The 24,234-nt window shown below is 71.4% G+C and carries 23 protein-coding genes and 1 tRNA gene; 17 read left to right on the top strand and 7 right to left on the bottom strand.

Features of this window, described 5'->3' with window-relative positions:
- From ilvN to LLS1_RS05535, 3 genes are all read left to right on the top strand, one after another.
- Positions 1-510 carry an acetolactate synthase small subunit gene (ilvN, locus tag LLS1_RS05545; RefSeq protein WP_223360527.1) on the top strand — a complete coding sequence of 170 codons (510 nt, stop codon included), beginning with the start codon at positions 1-3 and terminating at the stop codon, positions 508-510.
- 34 nt (positions 511-544) lie between these two features.
- On the top strand, positions 545-1,573 hold the full coding sequence (gene ilvC / locus LLS1_RS05540) for a ketol-acid reductoisomerase (protein ID WP_223360528.1): 1,029 nt from the start codon (positions 545-547) through the stop codon (positions 1,571-1,573).
- 116 nt (positions 1,574-1,689) lie between these two features.
- Entirely contained in the window at positions 1,690-2,427 is a 738-nt protein-coding gene (locus tag LLS1_RS05535) for a copper homeostasis protein CutC (RefSeq protein ID WP_226653932.1), read from the top strand.
- Between the two features lie 4 nt (positions 2,428-2,431).
- Here LLS1_RS05535 and LLS1_RS05530 read toward each other — a convergent pair whose 3' ends face one another.
- Positions 2,432-2,821, bottom strand: a complete 390-nt coding sequence (locus LLS1_RS05530) for a DoxX family membrane protein (protein ID WP_226653931.1) — start codon at positions 2,819-2,821, stop codon at positions 2,432-2,434.
- A gap of 150 nt (positions 2,822-2,971) precedes the next feature.
- Here LLS1_RS05530 and serA point away from each other — a divergent pair, with 150 nt between their 5' ends.
- The 3 genes from serA (at position 2,972) to LLS1_RS05515 (ending at position 6,350) form a co-directional block, all read left to right on the top strand.
- Complete coding sequence (gene serA / locus LLS1_RS05525) at positions 2,972-4,564, top strand: phosphoglycerate dehydrogenase (RefSeq protein ID WP_226653930.1); 1,593 nt, start codon at positions 2,972-2,974, stop codon at positions 4,562-4,564.
- 135 nt (positions 4,565-4,699) lie between these two features.
- Positions 4,700-5,065: a YciI family protein gene (locus tag LLS1_RS05520; protein ID WP_226653929.1), complete on the top strand. Its 366-nt coding sequence runs from the start codon at positions 4,700-4,702 to the stop codon at positions 5,063-5,065.
- A gap of 34 nt (positions 5,066-5,099) precedes the next feature.
- The gene (locus LLS1_RS05515; protein ID WP_226653928.1) at positions 5,100-6,350 is read left to right on the top strand and encodes an RNA polymerase sigma factor; all 1,251 of its coding nucleotides are present in this window, start codon (positions 5,100-5,102) and stop codon (positions 6,348-6,350) included.
- 28 nt (positions 6,351-6,378) lie between these two features.
- On the opposite strand, the gene LLS1_RS05510 is transcribed toward LLS1_RS05515, so the two are convergent.
- A complete protein-coding gene (locus tag LLS1_RS05510) occupies positions 6,379-6,930 on the bottom strand; it encodes a TetR/AcrR family transcriptional regulator (RefSeq protein WP_226653927.1) in 552 nt (183 codons plus the stop codon).
- Between the two features lie 61 nt (positions 6,931-6,991).
- Here LLS1_RS05510 and LLS1_RS05505 point away from each other — a divergent pair, with 61 nt between their 5' ends.
- The 3 genes from LLS1_RS05505 (at position 6,992) to LLS1_RS05495 (ending at position 10,822) form a co-directional block, all read left to right on the top strand.
- A complete protein-coding gene (locus tag LLS1_RS05505; protein WP_226653926.1) occupies positions 6,992-8,524 on the top strand; it encodes an MFS transporter in 1,533 nt (510 codons plus the stop codon).
- Positions 8,525-8,596: 72 nt separating this feature from the next.
- The gene (locus LLS1_RS05500; protein ID WP_226653925.1) at positions 8,597-9,652 is read left to right on the top strand and encodes a 3-isopropylmalate dehydrogenase; all 1,056 of its coding nucleotides are present in this window, start codon (positions 8,597-8,599) and stop codon (positions 9,650-9,652) included.
- A 39-nt stretch (positions 9,653-9,691) separates the two neighbouring features.
- The gene (locus tag LLS1_RS05495) at positions 9,692-10,822 is read left to right on the top strand and encodes a branched-chain amino acid aminotransferase (RefSeq protein ID WP_226653924.1); all 1,131 of its coding nucleotides are present in this window, start codon (positions 9,692-9,694) and stop codon (positions 10,820-10,822) included.
- Between the two features lie 19 nt (positions 10,823-10,841).
- Here LLS1_RS05495 and LLS1_RS05490 read toward each other — a convergent pair whose 3' ends face one another.
- Positions 10,842-11,891 carry an aminotransferase class V-fold PLP-dependent enzyme gene (locus LLS1_RS05490; RefSeq protein ID WP_226653923.1) on the bottom strand — a complete coding sequence of 350 codons (1,050 nt, stop codon included), beginning with the start codon at positions 11,889-11,891 and terminating at the stop codon, positions 10,842-10,844.
- A gap of 82 nt (positions 11,892-11,973) precedes the next feature.
- On the opposite strand from LLS1_RS05490, the gene LLS1_RS05485 reads away from it, so the two are divergent.
- The 6 genes from LLS1_RS05485 (at position 11,974) to LLS1_RS05460 (ending at position 17,229) form a co-directional block, all read left to right on the top strand.
- Entirely contained in the window at positions 11,974-12,918 is a 945-nt protein-coding gene (locus tag LLS1_RS05485) for a LysR family transcriptional regulator (RefSeq protein ID WP_226653922.1), read from the top strand.
- Positions 12,915-13,808: a ketopantoate reductase family protein gene (locus LLS1_RS05480; protein WP_226653921.1), complete on the top strand. Its 894-nt coding sequence runs from the start codon at positions 12,915-12,917 to the stop codon at positions 13,806-13,808. Before LLS1_RS05485 ends, LLS1_RS05480 begins: the two co-directional genes overlap by 4 nt.
- A 1-nt stretch (position 13,809) precedes the next feature.
- Positions 13,810-14,577 (top strand): fumarylacetoacetate hydrolase family protein, encoded by a 768-nt coding sequence (locus tag LLS1_RS05475; protein ID WP_226653920.1) that lies wholly within the window; start codon positions 13,810-13,812, stop codon positions 14,575-14,577.
- A gap of 42 nt (positions 14,578-14,619) precedes the next feature.
- Positions 14,620-16,137, top strand: a complete 1,518-nt coding sequence (gene gltX / locus LLS1_RS05470) for a glutamate--tRNA ligase (protein ID WP_226653919.1) — start codon at positions 14,620-14,622, stop codon at positions 16,135-16,137.
- A gap of 8 nt (positions 16,138-16,145) precedes the next feature.
- Positions 16,146-17,099, top strand: a complete 954-nt coding sequence (locus LLS1_RS05465; protein ID WP_226653918.1) for an NAD(P)/FAD-dependent oxidoreductase — start codon at positions 16,146-16,148, stop codon at positions 17,097-17,099.
- Between the two features lie 58 nt (positions 17,100-17,157).
- A tRNA-Gln gene (locus LLS1_RS05460) sits at positions 17,158-17,229 on the top strand.
- A gap of 70 nt (positions 17,230-17,299) precedes the next feature.
- Here the strand turns inward: LLS1_RS05460 and LLS1_RS05455 are convergent.
- From LLS1_RS05455 to fumC, 3 genes are read right to left on the bottom strand one after another with little or no spacing between them, the layout of a single operon-like run.
- Complete coding sequence (locus LLS1_RS05455; RefSeq protein ID WP_226653917.1) at positions 17,300-18,037, bottom strand: YoaK family protein; 738 nt, start codon at positions 18,035-18,037, stop codon at positions 17,300-17,302.
- Positions 18,034-19,299, bottom strand: a complete 1,266-nt coding sequence (locus tag LLS1_RS05450; protein WP_226653916.1) for a threonine/serine exporter ThrE family protein — start codon at positions 19,297-19,299, stop codon at positions 18,034-18,036. The genes LLS1_RS05455 and LLS1_RS05450 overlap by 4 nt, the downstream gene beginning before the upstream one ends.
- Before the next feature lie 2 nt (positions 19,300-19,301).
- Positions 19,302-20,795 (bottom strand): class II fumarate hydratase, encoded by a 1,494-nt coding sequence (gene fumC / locus LLS1_RS05445; RefSeq protein WP_226653915.1) that lies wholly within the window; start codon positions 20,793-20,795, stop codon positions 19,302-19,304.
- A gap of 219 nt (positions 20,796-21,014) precedes the next feature.
- Between fumC and LLS1_RS05440 the strand changes: the two genes are divergently transcribed.
- Entirely contained in the window at positions 21,015-22,157 is a 1,143-nt protein-coding gene (locus LLS1_RS05440) for a CdaR family transcriptional regulator (RefSeq protein WP_226653914.1), read from the top strand.
- Positions 22,158-22,170: 13 nt separating this feature from the next.
- Here LLS1_RS05440 and LLS1_RS05435 read toward each other — a convergent pair whose 3' ends face one another.
- On the bottom strand, positions 22,171-23,064 hold the full coding sequence (locus LLS1_RS05435) for an AraC family transcriptional regulator (RefSeq protein ID WP_226653913.1): 894 nt from the start codon (positions 23,062-23,064) through the stop codon (positions 22,171-22,173).
- A 192-nt stretch (positions 23,065-23,256) separates the two neighbouring features.
- On the opposite strand from LLS1_RS05435, the gene LLS1_RS05430 reads away from it, so the two are divergent.
- Complete coding sequence (locus tag LLS1_RS05430; protein WP_226653912.1) at positions 23,257-24,183, top strand: helix-turn-helix domain-containing protein; 927 nt, start codon at positions 23,257-23,259, stop codon at positions 24,181-24,183.
- Positions 24,184-24,234 lie beyond the last annotated feature (51 nt).

Genomic DNA, 24,234 nt, shown 5'->3' with positions numbered 1-24,234 from the left:
ATGAGCAGCCACGTTCTGAGCCTCCTCGTGGAGGACAAGCCGGGTCTGCTGACCCGGGTCGCCGGCCTGTTCGCCCGGCGCGGATTCAACATCCACTCGCTCGCGGTGGGCACCAGCGAGGTCGAGGGGCTTTCCCGCATCACCGTCGTGGTCGACGTGGAGGAGCTGCCGCTCGAGCAGGTCACCAAGCAGCTCAACAAGCTGATCAACGTCATCAAGATCGTGGAGCTGGACCCGGCGCAGTCGGTCCAACGCGAGCACCTGCTCATCAAGGTGCGCGTCGACAACTCCACCCGCTCCCAGGTCTTGGAGGCGGTCAACCTCTTCCGCGCCCGCGTCGTCGACGTGGCCACGGACGCGCTCGTGATCGAGGTCACGGGCGACTCCGGCAAGACCCAGGCGCTGCTCAAGGTGCTCGAGCCCTACGGGATCAAGGAGATGGCCCAGTCGGGCCTGCTCGCGATCGGCCGCGGCTCCAAGTCGATCACCGAGCGCGTCTTCAAGAACTGAACCGTCAGAACCACACATGAAGGAGAATCCACCAGTGGCTGAGATCTATTACGACAACGACGCCGATCTCTCGATCATCCAGAGCAAGAAGGTCGCCGTCATCGGCTACGGCTCGCAGGGGCACGCGCACGCGCAGAACCTCCGCGACTCGGGCGTCGAGGTCGTCATCGGCCTGAAGGACGGCTCGAAGTCGAAGCCGAAGGCCGAGGAGGCGGGCTTCCGCGTCCTCAGCGCCGCCGACGCCGCCAAGTGGGCAGACGTCGTCGTCATCCTCGCGCCGGACCAGGTCCAGCGCCACCTCTACGCCGAGGACATCCAGCCGAACATCGAAGAGGGCAACGCGCTCGTCTTCGGCCACGGCTTCAACATCCGCTTCGGCTACATCGAGGCGCCGGAGGGCGTGGACGTCATCATGGTCGCCCCCAAGGGCCCGGGCCACACCGTGCGCCGCGAGTACGAGGCCGGCCGCGGAGTCCCCGTCATCGTCGCCGTCGAGAAGGACGCCACCGGCAACGCGTGGCCGCTCGTCCTGAGCTACGCCAAGGGCATCGGCGGCCTCCGCGCCGGCGGCATCAAGACCACCTTCACCGAGGAGACCGAGACCGACCTGTTCGGCGAGCAGGCCGTGCTCTGCGGCGGTGTCTCGCAGCTCGTCCAGTACGGCTTCGAGACCCTGACCGAGGCCGGCTACCAGCCGCAGGTCGCCTACTTCGAGGTGCTGCACGAGCTCAAGCTCATCGTGGACCTGATGTGGGAGGGCGGCATCGCCAAGCAGCGCTGGAGCGTCTCCGACACGGCCGAGTACGGCGACTACGTCTCGGGCCCGCGCGTCATCGACCCGCACGTCAAGGAGAACATGCAGGCCGTCCTCACGGACATCCAGACCGGCGCCTTCGCCGAGCGCTTCATCGCGGACCAGGACGCCGGCGCGCCGGAGTTCCTCGCGCTGCGCAAGAAGGGCGAGCAGCACCCGATCGAGGCCACCGGCCGCGAGCTGCGCAAGCTCTTCGCATGGAACGCATCGAACGACGACGACTACGTGGACGGCGAGGTCGCGCGCTGATCCAGCGCCGCGCTGCTGCCGTCTGACGGCACGCTAGCCTGAGGGGTGCCGTGCTCCACCCGTCTCCGGACGGGATCGGGGCACGGCACCCCTTCGTCGTCGAGAGGACCACCGCCATGCCCCGACCCGCCGTCGAGATCGCCGTGCAGGATGTGCCCGGCGTGCGCATCGCTCTCGCGGAGGGCGCGGACCGCGTCGAGCTGTGCTCGGCGCTGGGCCTCGGCGGCCTCACACCGTCGGCCGGTGTGCTCCGTGCCGCCGTCGAGGCGGCGGAGGAGGCGTCGCGCGCCGGGTTCGTCCACGTGCTCGTGCGGCCTCGCGGCGGCGGCTTCGTGTACGACGAGGACGAACTGGCCACCACCGTCGCCGACATCCGTTTCGCACGCGAGGTCGGCGCATCGGGCGTCGTGGTCGGCGCGCTGGACGAGGCCGGGCGGGTCGATCGCCCTGCCGTCGAGCGGTTCGTCGCCGCGGCGGACGGCCTCGAGGTGACCTTCCACCGCGCGCTCGACATCGTCGCAGACCCGATGTCGGCGCTCGAGGCGCTCAGCGGCCTCGGGGTCACACGGGTGCTCTCCTCTGGCGGCGCGCCCCGCAGCATCGAGGGCGTCGAGGTGCTCACCGCGCTGGTCGAGCGCGGTGAGGGGCGCGTCCAGGTGATGGCCGGGGGAGGTGTGCGCGTGGAGGACATCCCCGCACTCGCGGCCGCGGGTGTCGCCGCCGTGCACCTGTCGGCGCGCGACACGGTCCAGGGCGCGCCGAGCGGACCGGGGGGCGGCGATGCAGCCTACGACATCACCGACCCGACGACGGTCCGAGCCGCCGTCGCGGCGGCGGAGTCGCAGCGCGCCTAGCCCGTCACAGCGCGCAGAACACGCACAGCGCGATCAGCAGCAGCTGCAGCGCCGCCCGGGGGAGGAGGGGCGTGCCGAAGGCGCCGAAGCGGTCCGGATGGCGCGCAGCGTAGGCGTTCGCGGGAAACACCGCGATCAGGAACACCACGAGGCAGATCGCCGCGGCCGCACGGGTGGGAGGCAGCAGCAGTCCGATGCCGCCCGCGACCTCGCAGACGCCCGTGACGGCGACCAGGACCGGTGGCGCCGGCACCCCGGGGCGGCGCAGGGCCGGCGGGATCATCGCCGCCATGCCGCGGGCCGGCCCCGGCACGAAATGCAGGGTGCCCATGACGAGGAAGACCGCCGCGAGAGCCAGCCGGGTCACGAGCTGCGCGATGTCGAAGGCGGTCATCCCACCATCCTCTCCCGGGCGGGGCCGTTCCGCGCGTAACGCGGCGAAAGCAGCACCTGCGCTCCCGCTAGAGTTAACGCGACCTGCGCCCCACCGACCGTGGCGCTCTTCTCTCCCAAGCCAGCCCTGCACCTCGAAGGAAACTGCCACGTGACAAAGCCGGTCGTCCTGATCGCCGAAGAACTCTCGCCCGCCACCGTCGACGCCCTGGGGCCCGACTTCGAGATCCGCAGCGCCGACGGGACCGACCGCCCCGCGCTGCTCACCGCCGTCGCCGACGCCGACGCGATCCTCGTCCGCTCCGCCACGAAGGTCGACGCCGAGGTCATCGGCGCGGCGCCGAAGCTCAAGGTGGTCGCCCGCGCCGGCGTCGGTCTCGACAACGTCGACATCAAGACCGCCACCACCGCGGGCGTCATGGTCGTCAACGCGCCGACCTCGAACATCATCTCCGCCGCCGAGCTCACCGTCGGACACATCCTGAGCCTCGCCCGCCACATCCCGGCCGCGCACAGCGCGCTCGCCCAGGGGCAGTGGAAGCGGTCGAAGTACACCGGCGTCGAGCTCTACGAGAAGACGATCGGCATCATCGGCCTGGGGCGCATCGGCGCGCTCATCACGGCCCGCCTGCAGGCGTTCGGCACGAAGGTCGTCGCGTACGACCCCTACGTCACCTCCGCCCGCGCGCAGCAGCTGGGCGTGCAGCTGGTGACGCTCGACGAGCTCCTCGCCGAGTCGGACTTCGTCACCATCCACATGCCCAAGACCCCCGAGACCACGGGCATGATCAGCGACGACCAGCTCGCCCTGATGAAGGAGACCGCGTTCATCGTGAACGTCGCGCGCGGCGGCCTCATCGACGAGGACGCCCTCTACCGTGCCCTCACCTCCGGCTCGATCGCCGGGGCCGGCCTCGACGTCTTCGTGAGCGAGCCGCCGACGGACTCCCCCCTGCTGGCACTCGAGAACGTCATCGTGACCCCGCACCTCGGCGCCTCCACCGACGAGGCCCAGGAGAAGGCGGGCGTCTCGGTCGCGCGCTCGGTGCGCCTCGCTCTCTCGGGCGAGCTCGTCCCCGACGCCGTCAACGTCGCCGGGGGCGTCATCGACCCGTACGTGCGCCCGGGCATCCCGCTGGTCGAGAAGCTCGGCCAGGTGTTCTCCGGGCTCGCACACAGCCCGCTCACCAGCATCGACGTCGAGGTGCGCGGCGAGCTCGTCGACTACGACGTGAGCGTGCTGAAGCTCGCGGCGCTGAAGGGCATCTTCACCAACATCGTCAGTGAGACGGTGTCGTACGTGAACGCGCCGCTCCTCGCCGAGCAGCGCGGCATCGAGGTTCGCCTCATCACCGACTCGGTGAGCGAGGAGTACCGCAACCTGATCACGCTGCGCGGCGCGCTCAGCGACGGTTCGCAGGTGTCGGTCTCCGGCACCCTGACCGGTACCAAGCAGATCGAGAAGGTCGTCGAGATCAACGGCTACGACGTCGAGGTGCCGATCGCGGAGCACCTCATCGTCATGGTCTACGACGACCGCCCCGGCATCGTCGCCGTCTACGGCCGCGAGTTCGGTGAGTCGTCGATCAACATCGCCGGGATGCAGATCGCCCGCACGTCGGCCGGCGGCAAGGCGCTCAGCGTCCTGACCGTCGACTCGCGCGTGCCGGAGGGACTGCTCGAGAAGGTCCGCGTCGCGATCGACGCCGACCTCCTGCAGGAGATCGACATCACCGAGTCCTGAGCGCCTCCCGGACACCCCTCGACAGCCCGCCGGAGAAGTTTTTCCGGCGGGCTGTCGATTTCCGCGATTGACTGACGTCGTACCGGTGTTCGCATCAGTGAGCGCGCGTGAGCGCGCGAGACGTGAGGAGACATCATGACCGACGAGTACGTCCTGCTCATCAAAGAGCCGAACTGGGATCCGGCCGCAATGAGCGCGGAGGACTGGGCAGCCGGGATGGCCGGGCACCGGGCGTTCCAGGAGGCGGTGGCAGCGGCGGGCGAGAGGATCCTCGCCAGCAACGCCCTGCAGCCGGAGAGCGCCGCGACGAAGATCACCCCGCGCGCCGGGCAGACGCCGCTGATCACCGACGGCCCGTTCGGCGAGACCCGGGAGGTGGTGACCGGCTTCTACAGCTTCACCGCCGCGACTCCGGAGCGGGCTCGCGAGCTCGCGTCGCTGGTTCCGAGCGAGGGCTGGGTCGAGCTGTACCCGGTGCTCGTGTTCGACCGCGCGAACTGATTGCGGCGGTGGTCGCTGCTTGTTTGAATGAGCTGTGACCACCGCCATCGAGCGCGCATACCGCACGGAGGCGCCGCGCATCCTGGGCGCCGTCGCCCGCTCGGTCGGCGACCTGCAGCTCGCGGAGGACGCGGTGCAGGAGGCGTTCGCCCGCGCGGTCGCCGAGACGGCCAGGGGTCGCGCGCCCGCCAACCCCGCCGCGTGGATCACGACGGTCGCCCGACGGATCGCCATCGACGCGTTGCGCCGCGAGGCCACAGCGGCCCGTGCCCTTCCCGCCCTCGCGGCGGACGAGGCCGGGCGGGAGGCGCGGAACAGCGTGGCGGAGGGCGACATGCTCGCGAACGACGTGTTCACCGGGGACGAGCGTCTGGAGCTCATCCTCCTGGTCTGTCACCCCGAGGTGACCGAGGAGACGCGGGTCGCCCTCGCCCTGCGTTTCGTCTGCGGTGTTCCGACGGCGCAGGTGGCGGAGGTCTTCCTGGTGCCGGAAGCGACGATGGCGGCGCGCCTGACCCGGGCCAAGAAGCGCATCCACGATTCGGGGCTGCGCTTCACAATGGATGACCCGGAGGCGTTGAGCGACCGTCTGCCGGACGCGCTCACCACGGTCTACCTGCTCTACACGGTCGGCCACGCGCGCACCGACGACCGGCTGCGCGCCGACGCCGTCGAGCTGGCCAGGGACGTGCGTCGCATCCGCCCGGACGACGCGGAGGCGACGGCGCTGCTGGCGCTCCTGCTGCTCACCGAGGCGCGGCAGGCGACCCGGGTCTCGGCGCAGGACGACTTCGTCACGCTCGCCGACGCGGACCGCACGCGCTGGGATCGCGCGCTGCTGGCCGAGGGGGAGCGGCTCGCGACCGCCGCGCTGACGACTGCGGCAGGGGAGGAGCCCGGCCGGTTCGCCCTGCAGGCGGCCGTCGCGGGGCTGCACGGGATGGCGCCGACATGGGAGACCACAGACTGGCCGGCCATCGCGCGGCTGTACGACGGTCTCGTGCGCGGGTGGCCGTCGGCGACCGCCCGGCTCGGGAGGATCGTGGCCCGTGCCTACAGTCCGGACGTGGGGCCGGAGGCGGCGCTCGCAGAACTGGACGCGCATCCCGACCTGTTCGACGGCGTGGCCGCCGCGCAGGCTCTCGCCGTGCGCGCCGACCTACTGCGGGCATCGGGGGAGCGGCGCGCCGCCGCGGACGCCTACGAGCGGGCCCTGGCGGCGGCCGACGACGCGCGGGTGCGGCGGTTCCTCACCCGCCGGCGGGACGAGCAGCGCGGAGCGTGAGGCTGGGGAGTCCGGCCGACGGCGCTGCTCAGGCCACGGGATCGACGCCGAGGCGCTGGACGAGCTCGATCACGCGGTCGAGATCGGTCTCGCCGCGGAGGACGGCGTTCGTGTCGGGCAGGAGCGCGGTGTTGTAGTACATCCCGTCGCCGATGAGCATGATGATGCGCGCGATGAGCGGGTCGCCGACCGATGACTCGAGGATCTCGAGCCAGGATCGCTGCATCGCGGCGAGGGCGTCGCGCGCCCGGCTGTCCGCACTCTGCGCCAGGCGGGCGACGGCGACGATGGAGCGTTCGAGGGCGTTGTCCGTGGGGATGGACGTGCGGATGAAGTAGTCGACCGGCCCCTCGGGTGCAGCCCGCATGCGCCCGAGATCGGCCTCGACGTGGTCGTTCAGCCGGGCGAGCACGCCGTCGACCATCGCGTCCTTGGAGGCGAAATGGTAGAGCAGGCCGCCCTTGGAGACGCCGGCGCGCGCGGCGACGGCCTCGAGGGTGGCCGCCCGTTCGCTCTGCTCCCCGAGGAGTTCCTCGAAGGCGTCGAGGATGCGGTCGCGGGCGGAGGGGGTTTCGGCCATGCCGCCCATGCTAGCCGCTCGGGCTTGACTACTATACCGTCCAGACGGTACAGTAATCGACATGTCCACGACGAACCCCACCCGGCCCGCACCCACCGTCGCCCCGCGCGCCGGTGCGCGCGAGTGGGTGGCTCTCGCCGTCCTCATGCTCCCGGTGCTCCTGGTCTCGGTGGACAACACCGTCCTGAGCTTCGCGCTGCCCGCCATCTCGCAGGCGCTCGAGCCGAGCGGCACCGGGATGCTGTGGATCATCGACGCCTACCCGCTGGTCCTCGCCGGCCTGCTCGTCTCGATGGGCAGCCTGGGCGACCGGATCGGGCGCAGGAAGCTGCTCATGATCGGCGCGACCGGCTTCGCGCTCGTCTCCGTCGGTGCGGCGTTCGCCCCCACCACGGAGCTGCTCATCGCCGCGCGCGCCAGTCTCGGCTTCTTCGGCGCGATGCTCATGCCGTCGACGCTGTCGCTGCTGCGGAGCGTGTTCGTCGACCGCGAGCAGCGGCGCCTGGCGATCGCCGTCTGGGCGTCCGGTTTCGCGGCCGGCTCCGCTCTGGGCCCGATCGTCGGCGGCCTCCTGATCGAGCACTTCTGGTGGGGCTCCGTGTTCCTGCTCGCCGTCCCCGTGCTCATCCCGCTGCTCGTGCTGACGCCGCTGCTGGTGCGCGAGTCGCGCGACCCGAACCCGGGGCCGATCGACGTGCCGAGCATCCTGCTCTCGCTGATGGCGATGGCGCCCGTCGTCTACGGCATCAAGTCGCTGGCGTCGGAGGGGCTCACGGTCGTGGGGGTGCTGGCGATCCTGATCGGCGTCGCCGCGGGCTGGCTGTTCGTGCGCCGTCAGTTGCGCCGCCCCATCCCGATGCTCGACATGCGCCTGTTCCGACGCGCCTCGTTCAGCGGCGCAGTGCTGGTCAACCTGCTGAGCGTGGTGTCGCTCGTCGGCTACCTGTTCTTCGTCTCCCAGCACCTGCAGCTGGTGCTCGGGCTCAGCCCGATCGAGTCGGGGCTCGTCCTGCTCCCCGGACTCGCGGTCATGATCGTCGCAGGCCTCGTCGTCGTTCCGATCGCGCGACGCGTGCGCCCCGCGATCGTGGTCCCCGTCGCGCTCGGCATCTCGGCGGTCGGCTACCTCGTCATCGCCCTCTCGGGCGGGGACGCGCAGACCGGGACGCTCATCCTGTCCTTCGTGCTCCTCGGGCTGGGCATCGGCGCGGCGGAGACCGTCTCGAACGAGCTGATCCTCACGAGCGCGCCCGCGGAGAAGGCCGGGGCCGCGTCGGCGGTCTCCGAGACGGCCTACGAGCTCGGCGCGGTGCTCGGGACGGCGACACTGGGCACCATCCTCACCGCGTCCTACCGGGCGGCGGTCGTGCTGCCGAGCGGACTCACCGATGCCCAGGCGCACGCCGCGGGGGAGACCCTGGGGGGTGCGACGACCGTGGCCGGCCAGCTCCCGCCGCAACTGGGCGAGCAGCTGCTCGCGTCGGCGCGGGCGGCGTTCGATTCCGGCGTCGGGCTGACCGCCGGCATCGGGGTCGGTCTCATGGCCGCCGCTGCGGTGCTCGCGGTGGTCTCCCTCCGGCGGCTGCGCGGCTGACGCGGCGAGGAGGGAGGCCGCCCCGGCCGGTAATGTGGAGGCGTCCGCACGCATCGACCACGCAGGAGTGCCATGTCCCAGACCGTCAAGCTCGCTGTCATCCCCGGAGACGGGATCGGGCCGGAGGTGATCGCCGAGGCGGTCAAGGTTCTCGACGCGGTGAGTGCCGGCAGCGACCTCGCCTTCGAGAAGACGCACTTCTCGCTCGGCGCGGACCGCTACCTGGCCACGGGCGACGTGCTCACGGACGACGACCTGGCGGCGATCTCCGCGCACGACGCGATCCTGCTGGGCGCGGTCGGCGGGACGCCCGGCGACCCGCGGCTCGCAGGGGCGAACATCGAGCGCGGCCTGTTGCTGAAGCTGCGCTTCTCCCTCGACCACTACGTCAACCTCCGCCCGACCACGCTGTTCCCCGGCATCGCCAGCCCGCTGGCCGACCCCGGCGCGGTCGACTTCGTCGTCGTCCGGGAGGGCACAGAGGGGCCCTACGTCGGCAACGGCGGCGCCATCCGCCAGGGCACGCCGCACGAGATCGCCAACGAGGTCTCCGTCAACACCGCCTTCGGCGTCGAGCGCGTCGTGCGGTTTGCGTTCGAGCAGGCCGGGCAACGGCGCAAGAAGCTGACGCTCGTGCACAAGACGAACGTGCTGACGTTCGCGGGCGGGCTGTGGAAGCGCATCGTCGACGCGGTGGCCGCCGAGCATCCGGATGTGGCCGTCGACTACCTGCACGTGGACGCCGCGACGATCTTCCTCGTCACGGACCCTGCTAGATTTGACGTGATCGTCACGGACAACCTCTTCGGCGACATCCTCACCGACCTCGCGGCCGCGATCAGCGGCGGCATCGGGCTGGCAGCGTCGGGCAACATCAACCCCGCCGGCGCGTTCCCGAGCATGTTCGAACCGGTTCACGGATCGGCTCCGGACATCGCCGGCCAGCAGAAGGCCGACCCCACCGCCGCGATCCTCTCCGTCGCACTCCTGCTCCGCCACCTCGGCGCCCAGGAGCAGGCGGCTCGCGTGGAGCAGGCGGTGTCCGCCGACCTGGCCTCCCGCAGCGGGGCGCAGCGCACGACCGCCGAGATCGGCGACGCGATCGCCGCCCGGGTGGCGCAGAATTAGATCACCCTGTTTCACCGCAGGCAGCGCAAAGGACTCTCAATGACATCCAGCAGTATCACACTCACCAGCGGCCCCACCGAGACGAGCGGCCTGCTCTGGCAGGTCACGCGCAACGAGGCCGCGCGCGACGCCGCCGAGCGCGAGGAGATCCTCGCCGACCCGGGCTTCGGCAACTACTTCACGGACCACATGGTCGACATCTGCTGGTCGTCGAAGGGCGGCTGGCACCGGCCGCGCGTCTCGCCGTACGGGCCCATCCAGCTCGACCCGTCGGCGGCCGTGCTGCACTACGCCCAGGAGATCTTCGAGGGCCTCAAGGCGTACCGACACGAGGACGGCTCGATCTGGACCTTCCGCCCCGAGGCCAACGCGGCGCGCATGCAGCGCTCGGCCTACCGCCTGGCGCTGCCCGAGCTGCCCGTCGAGCACTTCCTCGACTCGATCAAGCAGCTTATCGCCGTGGACGGCGACTGGGTGCCCTCGGCGCCGGAGACCAGCCTCTACCTGCGTCCGTTCATGTTCGCCAAGGAGGCGTTCCTCGGCGTGCGCCCGGCGAACAAGGTCGCGTACTACCTGATCGCGAGCCCGGCGGGCGCCTACTTCACCGGCGGCGTCGCCCCCGTCTCCATCTGGCTCTCCGACCGGTGGTCCCGCGCGGGCCAGGGCGGCACGGGAGCGGCGAAGACCGGTGGCAACTACGCGTCGAGCCTCCTGCCGCAGGCGGAGGCGTACGACCACGGCTGCGCCCAGGTGCTGTTCCTCGACTCCGTGGAGGGCAAGTACCTCGAAGAGCTCGGCGGCATGAACGTGGTGCTCGTCTACAAGGACGGCACCGTGGTGACCCCGGAGTCGGAGAGCATCCTTGACGGGATCACGCTCGACTCCATCCTGCAGCTCGCCCGCGACCGCGGCCACACGGTCGAGCGCCGCAAGGTCACCATCGACGAATGGCGTGACGGCGTCGAGAGCGGCGACATCGTCGAGGTGTTCGCCTGCGGCACCGCCGCGGTGGTCACCCCGATCGGCGAGCTGAAGTCGGACACGTTCACCGTGGGCGACATCACCGCGCCGCCCGGGGAGCTGACGATGGCGCTGCGCCAGGAGCTCACCGACATCCAGTACGGCCGCGCGCGCGACCGCCACAACTGGATGACCCGCCTCGACGGGTAGCCCTGCGGCACCGGGTCCTTCAGCGGACGGCCGGCGTGCGCACCGCCTTCAGGGCGGCGTGCACGTCGGCTTCGTCGTTCCAGAGGTGGAAGGCGACGCGGGCGCGGCCCGCGCGACCGGAGGCGCGGAGGCCGGCCGCGGCGAGGTCGGCCAGGGCGGCGCCGTCGGGGTCGTCCCAGGTGACGATCGCCTGCCCGCGGGTCGGCAGGCCCATCGCCTCGGCGAACGTGTCGCCGAGCGCGGTCGCGTGCGCGTGGACGGCGTGGATGTCGAGGTCGTCGAAGAGGCCGAGGGCGGCTGCGGTTCCCGGCCAGACCGGCCACGCGGGCGAGACGTCGAAGCGTCGGGCGGAGCGGGCCGGTTCGACGACGGGCCCGTAGCAGGATGTCCACGGGTCCTCACCCGCGCACCAGCCTGCGTGCACCGGGACGAGTGCCTCGCGCATCGCATCGCCGACGGTGAGGAAGGCGGACCCGCGGGGTGCGCACAGCCATTTGTAGGCGTGCGTGGCGGTGACGTCGAACCGCGAGGCGTCGACGGGCAGCCAGCCGAGCGCCTGGGTGAGGTCGGCGAAGGTGCGCGTCCCGGTTCGGGCGCACGCCGCGAGGATCCCGTCGGCGTCGGCGAGCGCGCCGGTCGCCGACTGCACGAGGGAGAACGCCACGAGCCAGGTGCGGTCGTCGACCGTGTCTGCGAGGGCGGCCAGTGGTGCCGAGCGCACGACGACGCCGCGGTGGGCCTGCGCATAAAAGGGTGCGACCATCGACGCGAAATCGCCGTCGGCGCAGAGCACGGTCGCACCGTCGGGCACGGACGCGGCGACGAGCGAGGCGAGCACCGACACCTGCGAGCCGATCGCGACGGCGTCGACCGGTACGCCGGCGAGGCGCGCGAAGGAGGCCCGGGCCCGGCGCACCGCGTCGTCGTAGTCGACGGGCGACGAAGCGCCGGACGCCCAGCGGTCGAGGTCCGCGCGGCCGGCGGCGACGGTCGCATGGGTCGGCAGGCCCTGCGTGCACGCGGCGAGATAGCCGGCTCCGGCGGGGAAGCGGTCCTGAAAGGTGAGCATGCCTCCACCGTGCGGGATGCGCCATCCATCGCACCAGAGCAGGTGTTCAATCGCATCCATTCGGATTGGTTATGATTAGCGAATGCTGCCCGACGACCTCGACTCCCACAGCCTCCGCGTGGTCCGCGCGATCGCGGACGAAGGATCGATCACGCGCGCCGCCGAGGCCCTCGGATACAGCCAGCCGGCGGTGAGTCAGCACCTGCGCAAGCTGGAGGCCCGGATCGGGCTCCCCGTCGTCGCGCGTGCCGGGCGCGGCGTGCGCCTCACCGAGGCCGGGCGTGTGCTCGCCCGGCATGCGCTGGCGGTCACGACCGCGCTCGACGCCGCGGCGGGCGAGCTCGACGACCTGCGCGGCCTGCGGACGGGCCGGGTGCGCCTGGCGGGATTCCCCTCCGCCTCGTCCTCCCTCGTGCCGCGCCTCCTGAGCACCATGGAGGCCCGGCATCCCGGAGTGCGGATCACCTACCTCGAAGCCGAGCCGCCGGAGGCCGTCGCCGCCGTCCGGGCGCAGACCGCCGATCTGGCGATCACCTTCGGCTATCCGGGAGACCGGGTCGACCCGCACCGCGAGAGCGCGCGTGGCCTGGCGGTCGCACCGCTCTGGCGCGACGAGATGCTGCTGGCCCTCCCCTCCGGGCATCCCCTCGCCGTGCGCGAACGCGTCGATCTGGCCGACCTGGCGGACGAGGCGTGGATCGGCGGGTGTCCGCGCTGCCGCGGCCATCTGCTGGAACTGGCGGCCGGGCGCGGCTACGAGCCGCGCATCGCCTACGAGACCGACAACTTCGTCGCCGTGCTGCGGATGGTGGCCGAGGGGATGGGCGTCGCCCTGCTCCCCGGCCTCGCGGTCGGCTCGGCCGGGGAGCAAGCCGGCGTCGTGCTCCGCTCGACAGGCAACCGCGACCACCGGACGATCAATCTCGTCGGCGCGGCGGGGGCCGACGTCGTGCCGGCGATCTCCGCCACCGCCGAGGCCATCGCCGGGCTCGAGGTGGGGGAGTGGCGACTAGCATCGGTGGGATGAGCGACGAGAGCGACGTGACCCGCGCCGACGAGACCGTCTTCGCGGTCGTGGGGCCCGGCGCGGTCGGCGGCCTCGTGGCGTGGCTGCTGCACCGGGCGGGGCGGGACGTGGTCGCGGTGGGGCGCCCGGCCACGGTGGACGCCCTCCGCGCGGACGGCATCGAGGTGCGCAGCGCGCAGTTCGGCTCGGGCGTGGAGCGGGTCCCGGCCGACACGGTCGTGCCGGACGGGGCGAGCGTCATCCTCGCCACGAAGGCGTACGGGCTGGACGCGGTGCTGCCCGACATCGCCGCCTCCCGGCCCGTCGAGGTCGTCTCGTTCCTCAACGGGGTGGAGCACGTCGGGCCGCTGCGCGCCGCGCTCCCGGGCGTCGCGGTCGCGGGCGCGTCGGTCGCGGTCTCGGCGCTGCGCCTCTCGCCGAGCGTGATCGACCACCGCAGCCCGTTCGTGAACATCGAGGCCCCGGAGGCGGCGGCCGGATTCGCGGCGGTCCGCGCGCTCGCCGACGCCGGACCGCGCGTGCGCGCCCGCGGAACCGAGTCCGAGGTGCTCTGGGCGAAGTTCCGGATGCTGGCGACCCTCGCCCTGCTCACCTCGCACTGGCGCCAGCCGGCCGGCGCCGCCCTCAGCGCGGACCCGGAGCTGACCGAGGCCGTGGTCGCGGAGATCGTCGCCTGCTCCACCGCCGAAGGTGTTCCCGCCACCGCGGTCGCCCTGATGAGTGTGCTCGCCACCGTGCCGGGCGGGATGCGCACGTCCCTGCAGGAGGACCTCGCGGCCGGCGCGCCGAGCGAGCTCGACGCCATCGGCGGCGCACTGCTGCGCATCGGGGAGCGCGACGGCGTCCCGACGCCCGCGATCGCGCGGATCGTCGCGGGGCTAGGCTCGTAGGGTGAAGATCGCACGATTCAGCCACGACGGCGCCATCGACTACGGAATCGTCGACGAGGACGCCCTCGTCGTCCTCGCCGGGGACCCCATGTTCGCCGGCTTCGACACCACGGGCGAGCGTGTGCCGCTCGGGAAGGTCGGCGCGCTGCTCGCGCCGGTCATCCCGCGCTCGAAGGTGGTGGCGGTCGGCAAGAATTACCGGGACCACGCCGCCGAGATGGGCGGGGAGGCGCCGGCCGAGCCGCTGCTCTTCCTCAAGCCGAACACGTCCGTCATCGGCCTCGGCGACGCCATCCTGCTGCCGCCTCAGTCGGAGCGCGTGGAGTTCGAGGGCGAGCTGGCCGTCGTGATCGGGACGATCGCCCGCAACGTGCCGGAGGCGAAGGCCCACGAGTACATCTTCGGGTACACCGTCGCCAACGACGTGACCGCCCGCGACCTCCAGAAGAAGGACGGTCAGTGGACGCGCGCGAAGGGCTTCGACACGTTCTGCCCGCTCGGCCCCGTGATCGAGACCGAGCTCGACCCGGAGGCGTTCCTGCGCACCCGGGTGAACGGCGAGCTGAAGCAGCAGGCACGTCTCTCGGAGATGGTGCACGACATCCCGTCGATCGTCGCCTACGCGTCGAGCGTCTTCACCCTGCTCCCCGGCGACGTCATCCTGACCGGCACACCCGCCGGCGTCGGGCCCCTCGTGGCCGGCGACACGGTCGAGGTGGAGATCGACGGGGTCGGCTCGCTCGTCAACCCGGTGCGCGCCCCCAAGTAGCCGCGCCGCGCACGGCCGCTCCTGACTAGGATTGAGAGCGGTATGTCTGACAACGCTTCGCACCCCTTCTCCACGGCCACCGGCTCGGACGTCCGCGTCCGCTTCTGCCCGTCGCCGACCGGCACGCCGCACGTCGGCCTGATCCGCACCGCCCTGTTCAACTGGGCGTACGCACGGCACACCGGCGGCAAGCTCGTCTTCCGCATCGAAGACACCGACGCGGCGCGCGACAGCGAGGAGAGCTACGCGCAGATCATCGACGCGCTCACCTGGCTGAAGCTCGACTGGGACGAGGGAATCGACGTGGGCGGCCCGCACGGGCCGTACCGGCAGTCGCAGCGCGGCGAGATCTACCAGGAGCTCATCGAGCGCCTGAAGGAGTCGGGCCACATCTACGAGAGCTTCGCCACCGGCGAGGAGATCGAGGCGCGCAACGTCTCGCTCGGCCGCGACCCGAAGCTCGGCTACGACAACTTCGAGCGCGACCTGACCGAGGAGCAGAAGGCGGCCTACCGCGCCGAGGGCCGCGAGCCGGCCCTGCGTCTGCGCGTGCCGGACGACGACCTCAGCTTCGACGACCTGGTGCGCGGCGAGATCACCTTCCCGGCCGGCTCGTTCAGCGACTTCGTGGTGGTGCGCCCCAACGGCAAGCCGCTCTACACCTTCGTGAACCCGGTCGACGACGCGCTCATGGGCGTGACCCACGTGCTGCGCGGCGAGGACCTCCTGTCGTCCACTCCGCGCCAGATCGCGCTGTACCATGCCCTGATCGACGCGGGCGTGACCACTTTCGTACCGCGCTTCGGCCACCTCCCGTACGTCATGGGCGAGGGCAACAAGAAGCTTTCGAAGCGCGACCCCGAGTCGAACCTGTTCCACCACCGTGACCGCGGCTTCATCCCCGAAGGGCTGGTCAACTACCTCGCGCTGCTCGGCTGGTCGCTGAGCCACGACCGCGACGTGTTCTCGACCGACGAGATGGTCGCCGCGTTCGATGTCGCCGACGTGAACCCGAACCCGGCCCGCTTCGACCAGAAGAAGGCCGAGTCGATCAACGGCGACCACATCCGGCTGCTGGAGGTCGCGGACTTCGCCGAGCGGACCATCCCGTACCTGGTGGCCGCCGGTATCCTCACCGAGCCGCTCACCGAGGCGCAGCGCGCGGTGCTCGCGGAGGCGGCACCCCTGGTCCAGGAGCGCATGCAGCTGCTCGGCGAGGCACCGGGGATGCTCGGCTTCCTGTTCACCGACGCTGCCTCGCTCGTGGTGGAGGATGACGCCCGCGCGTCGCTGCCCGCGAACACCGGCGAGGTGCTCGCCGCCTCCCTCGGCGCCCTGGGCGACATCCCCGAGGCCGAGTGGACCCACGACGCCATCGAGAGCGCCCTGCGCGACGCCCTGATCGAGACGATGGGCCTCAAGCCCCGTGTCGCCTTCGGGCCGCTGCGTGTCGCCGTCTCGGGGCGCCGGGTGTCGCCGCCGCTGTTCGAGTCGATGGAGATCCTGGGCAAAGCCGACACCATCGCGCGGCTCGACCGGCTCTCGGCGTCGCTGGCCTAGGGGGAGCGGTGCCCGAGCAGAGCGAGCACGCAGCGTTCGAGGTCGTCGTCGTCGGCGGCGGCCCGGCCGGGCTCTCGACCGCACTGAACCTCGCGCGTGCGCGGCGGCGGCTGCTCGTCGTCGACGGCAACCGGCCCCGGCACGCTGCGACACTGATCGCGCGCGGCTTCTTGACCCGCGACGGCGTGCCTCCGCTGGAGCTGCGCCGTCTCGGCCGCGAGGAGGTCGACGCCTACGACAACGCGCAGGTCGTCTTCGCCCAGGTCGGGTCGATCGAGCTGGAGGGCTCGGGCTTCCGGGTGCGCGCCCGCGGCGTGCGCGGCGGCGCGGACGTGGACACGGTCGCGGAGGCCCTCGTGCTCGCGACCGGCGTCACCGAGACCATGCCCGCCATCCCGAGCCTCCGCGCCTACTACGGCACCCAGCTGCACAGCTGCGTCGAGTGCGACGGCTTCGAGAAGGCCGATACGCCGCTCGCCCTCATCGGCGAGTCCGCCGACCTCGCCGAGCGCGCCCTCCTGCTCACCCAGTGGACCGACGACCTCGTGGTCTTCACCAACGGCGTCGCACCCGTGAGCGCGGACGAGGAGCGGGCCCTGGCCCGGCTGGGCGTCACCGTCGAGCGCCGCCCGATCGACGACGTGGTGGGGGACAAGGGCGTGATGACCGGCGTGCGACTGGCCGACGGCACGGTGATCGAGCGGGCGGGCGGCTTCGTGCGCCCCGCCTGGACCCCGGCGCTCGACTTCGCCGCCGGCCTCGACCTCGACCGGGACACCGACGGCTACCTGGTGACCGACCGTCAGGGCCGCACGTCGCTCCCCGGTGTCTACGCCGCAGGCGAGACCACAGCCCCCGGACCCCAGCAGCTCATCGTCGCGGCCGGCTCCGGCGCCGTCGTCGCATCCGCCGTCAACCGCGACCTGATCGGCATCCAAGCGGACGAGCGCGCCGTTTTGTAGTTCGTTGCGCGCGTAGGATAGAGTTGTTTCTCGTGCCCGGGCCTTGGCCCGAAGCCCTTGGGGTATGGTGTAATTGGCAACACGGCTGATTCTGGTTCAGTTGTTCTTGGTTCGAGTCCAGGTACCCCAGCAAGCGAAGCCCCGGAATTCCGGGGCTTTTTTGCTGTCATCCCGCGGCCCGAGTTCGCCGGACCCCGGCCTCAGCCGCCCGCGCTCCCACCCCTCTGCCGGCCGACGGCGGCGGTGACGCCCGCGAGGATCAGCGACAGGGCCGCGGGGGTGATCGCAGCGTGGTCGCCGATCATGCTGGCCCCGGTCGCGCCGACCAGGCATCCCACGATGAACCCGGTGAGCAGAGGCCAGGCCGCGGCCCACCTTTCGCGGACGGCCCGGTCGCGCCCGCGCGTGCGGACGAGGTCGACGGCGGCCATGGTGGCGACGACGAGGTTGCCGGTCATCACCGCTGTCGAGAACGCCGCGCCGGGGAGGAGGTGCAGGTAGGCGTTCTGGGTCGCCATCGCCGCGACCGCGCACAGGCCGATGACGACCGCGAGCGGGGCGGCCGGGTCTGCCGAGGCCGTCGTCGTGAAGGACAGCACGGCGGCGACCGCGAGCAGGACGGTCTGGACGGCGAGCAGGGGTGCGAACCGGCGCCTCCTCAACCACGCGGAGGAGCGTCCTGTCACGGTGACCGCGGCGACGACGACGACGAACACGGGGATCGCGAGGAGGCTCGCCGGAGCCGGCCGATGGCCGGTGACCGCATCGGCGGCCAGCACCACGAGGTTGCCCGTCACGTGGGCGGAGAAGAAGCCGCCGAGCAGCAGCCAGCTGGTCACATCCGTCGCTCCGGCGATGAGACTGAGCGCGGCCGCGGTCCACAGTGCGCCGGAGCCGAGGTCGTCCCTCGACGCGACGCGCGTGCCGGAGGCCGTCACGATCCCGTCCCTCTCGCGGCGCGGATCCGGTTGTAGACGAACGCCGGAATCAGGATCCCGACCGCCATGCCGAACACCGTGAGGCCCGCCTCGGTCGCGTCCTGAACGATCTCGACGAGCAACCGCTGGGCCGCCTCGCCGGACGACCGCTGCAGGACCGTCAGACCGTCGAGCACGCGGAAGATGAGTACACCGGGCATGAGCGACACGACGGAGGCGAACCCGACGGCGGCGAACGGCACTCCGAACCGACGAGAAGCGGGAAGGAGCACACCCGCCGCGAGAAGGCAGGCGAGGGCGGCGGCGAGAGCGGAGTCCCAGTGCCACACGGTGATGGCGGTCCATCGGAGAGCGTGGACGGCCCCGCCCACCAGGAGCGGCCAGTACAGGATGCGCACGGGCGCCGAGTAGAAGACGCCGTAGCACACGGCCACGACCCCCGCAGCGACGGCGTCGAGCAGCACCGGGACCTCCCGCCCGCCGGGCTCCGGGATCAGGTTCGCGCCCCCGATCGTGAGGCCGATCACGAGGCCCGCGCCGATCGAGAGGAGAGTGACCGCGGCGAAGGTGAGGCGGCTCACGCCCAGCGGGATACGCAGCCCCGCCAGGTCGAAGGCGCCGTTCAGGAGGTGCGGACCCGGGACGAGGATCATGCACGGGCACACCACGGCGAGCCGCAGCTCGGAGCTGAAACCCATGTCGACCGCGGCGGCGCCGAGCACGCTCGCTATCAAGGCGGCGGCCCCGACCTGCCAGAACGGGGATGCGCCGGCCCGGCCGAGCAGCCGTCGGACCACCGCGCCCAGAGCGGCGGACACCACGATGACGGCGATCGGCTCCCACCGCCGGACTCCGAAGATGACCGCGAGACACGAGGCGCCCGCGGCGCAGGCCAGGACGAACAGCGCCAGGTTCGCGGCCGGGAGCGCGGCCGCTCGCCGCACCGCCTCATATGCCGCCGCCGGGTCGGTTCGCCCGGCGGCGAGGGCGTCGATCGCCCGATCCACGGCGAGGACGCGGTTCATGCCCAGATTCGACGGCGGCGTCCGGAACACGATCCGGGAGCCGCTCGCGGCCGTGACCTCGGAGCGGTTCCAGCCCAGGTCGAGCTCGATCGGCTCCCCGAGCGCGGATGACAACTGGTCCGCCCGCGCGCGGGTCCGGTGGGACTCGGCCCCGTTGGCATGGAGGGTCTCGAGGGCGTCCGCGGCCAGCCGCTCGCCGGACACCGGATCCCGCGTGGTTTCGGGTCCTGTCGGCATCCTCAGGCGCCCTCGACCCCATGGCCGACAAGGGTGGACGGCACGACGATCGCATCGAACTGCTCGGCGGTGACATGTCCCGAGGCGATGGCCGCATCGCGCAGCGACAGATCGTGCGCGAGCGCGTCCTCGGCGATGTGCGCCGCGTTCTGGTATCCGATCACAGGGCTGAGCGCGGTGACGAGCATGAGACTCTCCCCGACGTAGGAGGCGATCTTCTTCTCGTTCAGGACGGTGCCCGTGACCGAGTAGGCGACGAACTTCTCGATCCCGTCGCCCAGGATGCGTGCCGAGTGCAGGAAGTTGTTGATGATCACGGGACGCATCGCGTTGAGCTCGAAGTTGCCCTGCGATCCTGCGAAGGCGACGGCCGCGTCGTCACCGAGGACCTGGATGGAGATCATCACCATCGCCTCGCACTGGGTCGGGTTGACCTTGCCCGGCATGATCGACGAGCCGGGCTCGTTGGCGGGGAGGATCAGCTCGGCGAAACCGGTGCGGGGGCCGGACGCCAGCCAGCGCATGTCGTTGGCGATCTTCATCAACGCGACCGCGAGCCCCCGCAGGGCCGCATCGGCGCGGACCATCGCGTCGAGCGAGCCCTGGGCCATGAACTTGTTCGGCGCCGTGACGAACTCCTTGCCCGTCAGATCCGCGATCGTCAGGGCGATCTCACGGCTGAAGCCCTCGGGGGCGTTGAGTCCCGTGCCGACCGCCGTGCCGCCGGCGGCGAGCTCCAACAGCCCCTCCCTGCTGCGCTCGATCTCCGCGATGCACGCGCGGATCTGCGCCGCCCAGCCCGACCATTCCTGGCCGACGGTGAGCGGAACGGCGTCCTCGAGGTGCGTGCGGCCGATCTTGACCACATCCATCCACTGGATCGACTTGCGGTCGAGCTCGTCGGCGAGCTCGCGCACCCGGGGGAGCAGCCGGTCGTCGATCTCCAGGATCGCGGCGATGTGCATGGCGGTGGGGAATGTGTCGTTGCTCGACTGCCCCATGTTGACGTCGTCGTTCGGCCCGACCGGCTCCTGGCTGCCCAGCGTGCCGCCCAGCAACTGGATCGAGCGGTTCGAGATGACCTCGTTGACGTTCATGTTGCTCTGGGTGCCGGAACCGGTCTGCCAGACGAAGAGAGGGAAATGCGCGTCGAGCTTTCCGGCGATGGTCTCCTCGGCGGCGCGGATGATCGCGTCCGCCTTCCATCTCGGCAGGCGGCCCGCGGCCAGGTTCACCAGCGCTGCGGCCTTCTTGACGTAGCCGTACGCGTGGTACACCTCCTTCGGCATGTGGTCATTGCCGATGGAGAAGTGGAGGAGGGAACGCTGGGTCTGAGCTCCCCAGTACTTGTCCGCCGGGACGTCGACCGATCCCAGGCTGTCGAACTCGGCGCGCGTGCCGGTCGCATCCAGCCCGATCGGGATGTCGTGGAGCGCCGGGGGCGTGCTGTCCGCGGCGGCGGGCGTCGTGTGCGAAGTGCCCTTGTGCGTCGTCATCGGTCTGTCCTCTCGTGCTGTCGTCACGTGCCGTCTTCGGTGTGCGGTCGTGCTGAGGACGACGGTAGGAAGGCACCGTGCCACCGTCGTGGGACAGGAGTCGGAAGATCTTCCGCGAGATGTCGAGCGGCGCGGTCCTCTCCGGGATTCGGCCCCCCGATGACCCTGACCCTGCTGGGGGCACGTTCACCCCGGTGGGCGGTTCGTAGAATCCCGACCGTGAATCTGCAGGATGTCGTCGACCAGCTCGCCATGAACCTGGCCCGGTCCGTGGTGATCGACGACCTGCGCTACCGACCGCTCGTCTCCTCGGCACAGGGCGACGAGATCGACGAGCTCCGCGCGTCAGCGCTGCTGAAGCGCTCCACCCCCGAACCGGTCCGCGCCTATCTGGACGAGCTCGGCGTCGGAGACGCCCTGCGCCCGGTCACGGTCGACCTCACCCGATTCGGCGGAAAAGAGCGTCTCGCCGTCCCGGTCCGCGACGAGGGCGGCCCGATCGCCGTGCTCTGGCTCATCACCGGGAATCTGCCGCCGCTCCGGGCGTGCGACTATGCGGCGATCGACTCCGCGGTCGATCTCGCGCGCGCGGCGCTGAATGCCGGGCATCGGTCGGAGGACTGCGAGAACCGCCGTGCCGGAGTCCTGCGACGCCTGCTCGATCCGGACCCGGCGACCAGGAGCCGCGCGCTCCGCGACGCCGGCGCCGCGCACCTCCTTCCCCCGCGCGGCGGCGCGACCCTCCTGGCCGTGCGGCTCGACTCCGGCGCACAGGAGCTCGAGCGGGCCACGTTCGCGAAGTACGGCTCCTCGCCGCGCACGACACCGCTCGATCTGATCGGCGACCAGGACGGCGACCTCGTCTTCCTGACGAGAGGGTCTCCGGAAGATGCGCTCCCGACACTCCAGGAGCGCGCCGAGCATCTCGGTCTCCCCATCCTCGCCATCGGCTCCGCGCAGACCACCGGCGCGGAGGACGATCTGCTCCCGGTCGCGAAGGACGCCCGGACGGCGGTCTCGATCGTCGCCGCGGTAACCTCCCTGGGCGGATATGCCGACATCCGGGGGCTCGGCACCTGGCGGTTGCTGTCCGAGATCACCGCCGGAGAGGCGCACCTCGCCCGCTACTCGCCCGCCGCGCACGCCCTGCTCGTCCACAGCGACCCCGTGCACAGGGAGACCGTCGAGACGTATCTGGACGCCGGCGGGAACGTCCGGGCGGCCTGCGAACGGCTCCACCTGCACCGGACGACCCTCTACTACCGACTGGACAATCTGCCGCAGGTCGTGCGGGAGGCGCTCGACGACGGCATCTCCCGCAGCGCCCTCCACCTGTGCCTCAAACTGGCACGGTTCGCGTGATCGGCAGTTGCGGTCAGCGCACCAGGCGGCGCCACCGGGCGGGCGTCGTCCCGGTGTGCGATCGCCACACCCGGATGAAGGCCGTGACATCGGTGTAGCCGACTGCGCGGGCGGTCTCGGCGACGGTGGCGTCCGTCGTGAGGAGCAGCCGCTCCGCCGCGGCGAGCCGTGCCGACCGGATCGAGCCTGCGACGGTCTGCCCTTCGGCTTCGAACGCGGCGAAGAGCGTGCGGAGCGAGACGTGGTGGCGGAGGGCGATCGTTCCGGCCGAGAGCGCAGGGTCGGCGAATTCTCGCCGGATGTGGTCCACGGCGTCTTCGACGAGACGGTCCGTGTGACGGACGCCTCGATCGGGTCCGTCGCCGTCCAGTTCGCGCAGCAGCGCTCGCGCAGCGCCGACGAGCCGGTGGGAGAGCCCGGTGGGACCGGTGTCGGCGCTCGGGGTCGCCCCGCCGACCGCGCCGCGCAGCAGCCCCTCGAGCGCGATCCTGCTCCGGGAGCCGCCGGCCGCCGCGCGGCCGTTGAGCGCCTCCGGGAGCACTCCGCCTGCCCGCAGCAGAACGGTCGGCACTTGGATGATCGTCGCTCGGAACTCCTCCGGGTAGACGAACGAGAAGGGCCGGCTCGCGTCGTAGACGGCGAGGTCGCCGACGCCGAATCGGTGGTCGCTCTCGCCCAGACGGACGACGAGGCTCCCGGAGTGGACGAAATGGAACTGCGTCGACTCCATCGCCTGGGGCGGGACCTCGTGCATCCGGGAGTCGACCGTCTGTGCGACGGAGGCGATCTGGGCCACCCCGACATGGCCGAACGAGTGCCTGCCCATCCTGCGGTACACCGCGTGCTCGGCGTGCGTGGTCGCCGTCATCTGCACGAGCACGCACGTGGGATCGGTCGGGAGCTGCATTTCCCTCCAGGAGTCTGTCGCCTCAGCATCGCACAATCGTGGCGTGGTGGCAGCCGGGAGCTTCGCGGCCAGGTGCGCGCAGCTGGACGGGCAATCGGCTGATCGTGCAGATCTGGCGGCCGGGACGCGCCCGCTGCGACAATCTGGAATGGTGAATCCATATCGGAGCTGCCACAGCAGAGGACGGTCGTGATGAGTGGCTCCCACGCCGAGCTGGGGATCTACCTGCGTGCCCGGCGCGACGCTCTCGCTCCCGCCGACGCGGGCCTCTCGGCGGACGCACGGAGACGCGTGCCCGGGCTGCGCCGTCAGGAGGTCGCCGTGCTGGCGGGGATCAGTCCCGAGTACTACCTGCGGCTGGAGCAGGGGAAGGACCACCAGCCCTCTCCGCAGGTGCTGCTCGCCTTGGGCAGGGCTCTCCGACTCGACGCGGACGCCACCGACTACCTGTTCCGGCTCGCGGGGCAGACCGTGCCCTCCCGCAGGCCGGCCGCGGCCGGCCCCTCGGCGCCATCCGACCCGGACGCGCTGGACAGTGTGACGACGTTCCTGGACCAGTGGACCTCGGCTCCCGCGTACGTCGTCGATCGCAACCAGGACATCCTGGCGGTGAACACGCTGGCGCGATGCTTCATCCCGATGGCGATCGCTCCAGGCGACAACCTGATCGAGGCGATCGTCGCCGGCGCGGAGGACTCCGACGCCGAACCGGGTGCCGAGGCGCGCAAGCCCTACTGGGATGGGGCGATCCGGTCCGCCGCAGCGAACCTCCGCTACCACGCCGACATCGACGATCCACGGCTGCAGCTGCTCGTCGCCTCGCTCTCGTCACGGTGCAAGCTCTTCCGAGACGCCTGGGGGAGCCACGAGGCACATCCGCAACGCCGGGGCGAGGCGCTGGTCGATGTTGCCCCGTTCGGGCTCATCCCGTTCCGCTGGCAGACGCTGGAGGTACCGGGCGGCGGGCAGTACCTCGCCACCTTCTTCGGCGACCCCGGCTCTCCCGCCGCAGCGGCCGTCGAGTATCTGCTGGCGAAGGACAAGGTGAGCCGCGCACTGGGCGAGGCCGGTGAACGGCGGCCGGGACCGGAGGAGTTGACAGAGCCCGGCGACGGGTGATCCTCTCAGGGTCACGACAACCGCGGCGGCCTTTCCTAGCGTGGCCTGCGA

The organism is Leifsonia sp. LS1 (assembly GCF_020521355.1).
In the GTDB taxonomy this organism is placed as follows: domain Bacteria; phylum Actinomycetota; class Actinomycetes; order Actinomycetales; family Microbacteriaceae; genus Leifsonia.
This window is presented reverse-complemented; position numbering and strand designations above follow the sequence as displayed.

Excerpts from the sequence above, each read along its gene's own strand:
- ilvN (WP_223360527.1), top strand. The coding sequence starts at position 1 with ATGAGCAGCCACGTTCTGAGCCTCCTCGTGGAGGACAAGCCGGGTCTG.
- LLS1_RS05535 (WP_226653932.1), top strand. The coding sequence starts at position 1,690 with ATGCCCCGACCCGCCGTCGAGATCGCCGTGCAGGATGTGCCCGGCGTG.
- LLS1_RS05530 (WP_226653931.1), bottom strand. The coding sequence starts at position 2,821 with ATGACCGCCTTCGACATCGCGCAGCTCGTGACCCGGCTGGCTCTCGCG.
- LLS1_RS05520 (WP_226653929.1), top strand. The coding sequence starts at position 4,700 with ATGACCGACGAGTACGTCCTGCTCATCAAAGAGCCGAACTGGGATCCG.
- LLS1_RS05510 (WP_226653927.1), bottom strand. The coding sequence starts at position 6,930 with ATGGCCGAAACCCCCTCCGCCCGCGACCGCATCCTCGACGCCTTCGAG.
- LLS1_RS05505 (WP_226653926.1), top strand. The coding sequence starts at position 6,992 with ATGTCCACGACGAACCCCACCCGGCCCGCACCCACCGTCGCCCCGCGC.
- LLS1_RS05500 (WP_226653925.1), top strand. The coding sequence starts at position 8,597 with ATGTCCCAGACCGTCAAGCTCGCTGTCATCCCCGGAGACGGGATCGGG.
- LLS1_RS05495 (WP_226653924.1), top strand. The coding sequence starts at position 9,692 with ATGACATCCAGCAGTATCACACTCACCAGCGGCCCCACCGAGACGAGC.
- LLS1_RS05490 (WP_226653923.1), bottom strand. The coding sequence starts at position 11,891 with ATGCTCACCTTTCAGGACCGCTTCCCCGCCGGAGCCGGCTATCTCGCC.
- LLS1_RS05485 (WP_226653922.1), top strand. The coding sequence starts at position 11,974 with ATGCTGCCCGACGACCTCGACTCCCACAGCCTCCGCGTGGTCCGCGCG.
- LLS1_RS05480 (WP_226653921.1), top strand. The coding sequence starts at position 12,915 with ATGAGCGACGAGAGCGACGTGACCCGCGCCGACGAGACCGTCTTCGCG.
- gltX (WP_226653919.1), top strand. The coding sequence starts at position 14,620 with ATGTCTGACAACGCTTCGCACCCCTTCTCCACGGCCACCGGCTCGGAC.
- LLS1_RS05450 (WP_226653916.1), bottom strand. The coding sequence starts at position 19,299 with ATGCCGACAGGACCCGAAACCACGCGGGATCCGGTGTCCGGCGAGCGG.
- fumC (WP_226653915.1), bottom strand. The coding sequence starts at position 20,795 with ATGACGACGCACAAGGGCACTTCGCACACGACGCCCGCCGCCGCGGAC.
- LLS1_RS05435 (WP_226653913.1), bottom strand. The coding sequence starts at position 23,064 with ATGCAGCTCCCGACCGATCCCACGTGCGTGCTCGTGCAGATGACGGCG.
- LLS1_RS05430 (WP_226653912.1), top strand. The coding sequence starts at position 23,257 with ATGAGTGGCTCCCACGCCGAGCTGGGGATCTACCTGCGTGCCCGGCGC.